Source organism: Dehalococcoidia bacterium (assembly GCA_028711995.1).
Taxonomy (GTDB): Bacteria; Chloroflexota; Dehalococcoidia; order SZUA-161; family SpSt-899; genus JAQTRE01.
Genome location: JAQTRE010000204.1, coordinates 1 through 3,586, shown reverse-complemented (window position 1 = coordinate 3,586; position 3,586 = coordinate 1). Strand labels below are relative to the sequence as shown.

The 3,586-nt window shown below is 49.8% G+C and carries 3 protein-coding genes; all 3 read left to right on the top strand.

All coding sequences use genetic code 11. The annotated features are described in order from the left end of the window. Positions 1-1,167: CoA transferase (locus tag PHV74_15500; protein MDD5095758.1), on the top strand; the 1,167-nt coding region annotated here is incomplete at its 5' end. Further along, complete coding sequence (locus PHV74_15495; GenBank protein MDD5095757.1) at positions 1,167-2,417, top strand: hypothetical protein; 1,251 nt, start codon at positions 1,167-1,169, stop codon at positions 2,415-2,417. The genes PHV74_15500 and PHV74_15495, both read left to right, overlap by 1 nt. 279 nt (positions 2,418-2,696) lie before the next feature. Further along, complete coding sequence (locus tag PHV74_15490) at positions 2,697-3,440, top strand: SDR family oxidoreductase (protein MDD5095756.1); 744 nt, start codon at positions 2,697-2,699, stop codon at positions 3,438-3,440. The last annotated feature ends 146 nt before the right edge of the window (positions 3,441-3,586 follow it).

Sequence of the window (3,586 nt, the reverse complement as noted above, 5' to 3'; positions counted from 1 at the left end):
CTTACTATATGGCAACAGGGGCCAGTGGCCACTCAGATGCTGGCAGATATGGGAGCAGAGGTGGTCAAGATTGAGGATCGAGAGAAAGGAGATCCGGGCAGAGGCTTGGTATGGAAAAGCGATCAGAGCATCCTGAACACTTATTATGAGTGTCACAATCGCAACAAGATGGGTATTACCCTAGATCTTAAAAAGAAAGAGGGCCAGAAGGTATTATATAGACTGGCAGAAAAGGCGGATGTCTTTGTGCAGAATCTCCGCTTGGGTGTTGCAGAGCGATTGAAGATCGACTATGCTACGCTGAATGCGATTAATCCCCGACTGATCTATGCTTCAGCCAACGGATTTGGTAAGAACGGCCCCGATAAGCTGAAACCGTCTTTTGACGTGATAGCTCAGGGGAGAGGTGGCATGTTGAGCGTCAGCGGTGATCCGGATGAGCCGCCACCGCTGGTTCAGGTCAATGGCGTTGCCGACTGGGTTGGCGCAATAGTTCTTGCTTATGGAATCATGATCGCCCTTTTTGAGCGAGAGCGATCCGGACGGGGTCAAGAGGTGGATGTCTCTCTTCTTGGAAGTCAAGCGGCCATGGGGCAACTGGCGCTTCAGAGATGTCTATTCTCCGGGAAAGCGCCGGGGAAAATGGGGCGGAAAAAAGTCCGCAATGCCCTGTGGAACACCTACAAGGCAGGAGATGGGAAGTGGTTCATTCTTGCTGCACTCCAGTCTCAGCGATTCTGGCCCGATTTCTGCAGAGTCCTGAATATCGAGCAATTGGAAAAGGACCCACGTTTCGATTCGATCGATGCGAGGGGTGACAATGCTGAGAAATTGATCACTATCGTAGACAAAGTCTTCGCCACTCGACCCAGAGATGAGTGGATTAGCAAACTGGAGACGGTGGATATTCCCTGTGGTCCGGTAAATGACTATGCTGATGTAATTGCAGATCCTCAAATGGCTGCTAACGAATACCTGGTGGACTTCGAGCATCCCACTGCCGGACCCATCAAGATGGTAGGTATTCCTGTTGGTCTAAGTAGAACACCTGGAAAGCTAAGGATACCTGCCCCTGAGTTCGGCCAGCATACAGAAAACATCTTGATGGACTGGGGAGGTTTTTCCTGGGAAGCAATAGAACAACTAAGAAACTCGGAGGTCATCTGATGAAATTCAATATGAAGCAGTATCTACCGCAAAAAGTGGATATGGTTGAGGTTTTGCTCAGGGACGGCATGCAGAACATGTCGAAGTTAATTCCGACAGAAACCAAGCTATGGTTCGCTGAGCAATTTATTAAAGCTGGCTACAAAACAATCGAAGTGGCAAACTTCGGACACCCGAAGATACTTCCTCAAAGCAGAGATGCTGAGGATATCATGAAAAAGGTATGGGCGTTGGAGCCGGTAAAGAAGGGTGAGGTCAAGCTGAAATGCTATGGCATGAATGCAAGAGCATTTGAAAGGGCAGCCCAAGCGAAGCAAGCCGGTTATGGACCGCATCTCATGGCGTTCACAATCTCTGCAGAAGACCTGCATGGCAGAAGGAATGCCAACAAGACAAGAGAGGAATTCTTCCGCGAAATTCCGGAATTGGTGCGGATTGCCAAGGAGAATGGTTTTGAGATCGATATGGCCATATCCTGCGTGTACGGCTCGCCAATCGCCGGACCAGTTCCCGTCAGGAGCGTCGTTGAGTTGATGGATCGTGGCCTTGATCTGGGAATACGTAACTTCACCCCGTGCGATACCACAGGGGAATGCAACCCGCTCAGAGCTTACGAGTACATGGCCACCTTGGTGGATCGGTTCGGCAAGTACGACAATGAGGTCAAGTTCAGGATATCTCATTTCCACGAGGCCCGGGGTATGGCTTTGGCAAATAATGTAGCAGCGATTTTGGCTGGCGCCAGAATCGTGGAAACCTCGGTAGGAATGGGTGGAGGACAACCAGCGTTCTTAGTTGAACGTGTCCCCGGTATCGGCACAGGTCCCAACTATACCAACGCAATTGGCGGCGGCAATAGCGCGACAGAAGATGTTCTTGTAGCTCTGGATGAGATGGGAATTGACGTAGGCATTGATATCGACAAGATGTTGCAGCTCGGCAGGGTGTTTGAGTGGGTAATGGAGCAAACCCTACCTTCCTGGTGCACAAAGTCAGGGAGGCCTGTGAAGTACCCTGTGGAGTGGAACATCCAAACCGGCAATATGGAGAATGTTCCTCCTTATGGGCCAATACAGATGTACTGGGCTTATCCGGCGAAATACAAACCTGCATCACGTGAGTTCATAGCCAAGGAATTTGCTGGCCGTGAGTTGAGGTGGGATTCGTGGGGAAATGGGGCAGATGCCTTGGACGAAGATCAACCAGAAAAATCAGCCAAAGATACGCCTCTTGCTAAATCAAGAAGCTGAAAGTGATATGTAAACGGACGGAGGGGATCCAATAGAAAAGTCACCCAAAACAATTCCTGGGCAAACTCAGGAATTGTTTTGGGTGTTTTATCGAAGGTTATCTGAGACCACAGGAATTGCTACAATTCGAGGGATTAGGGGAAAAGTGCGATGTGTCATTGCCAGTAGATCACTCTTCATTTATGAAGTTGAGGAGTACGCTGGATTGGCCAGAGTGACCAGGAAAAGAAAAGGGGGATTGGTATAGTGATTCTTTCAAAGTTTCAACTCACAGACAGGGTGGCAATAGTAACAGGAGCAGGGAAAGGTATCGGTAAAGGTATTGCTCTTGGCCTTGCGGAAGCCGGGGCAAATGTGGTCATCGTCGAGCTGGTAGTGGAGGACAGAGACGCTACTGCCGCTGAAGTTCGTGCTCGAGGCCGAAGGGCACTGGCATTATCTGCAGACGTCCGTAACTCTGAACAAGTACAAGATGTGGTACAAAAGACAATCGCAGAGTTTGGGCGAATTGATATTCTGGTGAACAATGTCGGGGGAGGAGGCTTTCCATCTCCATTCATGGATATCAGCGAGAATAGGTGGGACTCCGTGCTACGCATAAACCTGAAGACCTGTGTCATATGTACACAGGCCGTAATGAAGACGATGATAGGACAGAAGAGGGGGGTTATCATCAATATGGCATCTGGCGCGGGACTGGTAGGCACGCCACGCCAAACCGCCTATGGGGCGGCTAAAGCGGCTATTGTCAATTTGACTGACTCGCTTGCATCGGAGCTTGCCCCTTTCAATATTCGCGTCAATTGCTTGGCTCCAGGTCCCATTCTCACCGAGGCTTTAGCAGGAATGTACACGGAGGCGGCAAAGGCTGAATTGATGTCCCATCTGGCGATCAAGCGTATGGGAACTCCCCAGGATATTGCTGCTGCTGCGGTCTTTCTGGCATCTGATGCGGCAGAATGGGTTACGGGAAAGACACTCCAGGTCGATGGGGGATACCGCTGCCCTCACATGCAGGTTTGATCTCTTGTTACGTGGCTGCCTGATCAGCTGCTCACGATGATAGGCATGCAATGATATTTGTGGTACTATTGTGAGACAAGGATGAGCTCTGTTTAAATGACACTGACAGATAGAATATTCTAAATGAAGATAAGGAGGTTAGTCTG

What these genes read in the sequence shown, in the direction of transcription:
- PHV74_15495 (MDD5095757.1), top strand. Translation starts at nt 1,167, where the DNA reads ATGAAATTCAATATGAAGCAGTATCTACCGCAAAAAGTGGATATGGTT.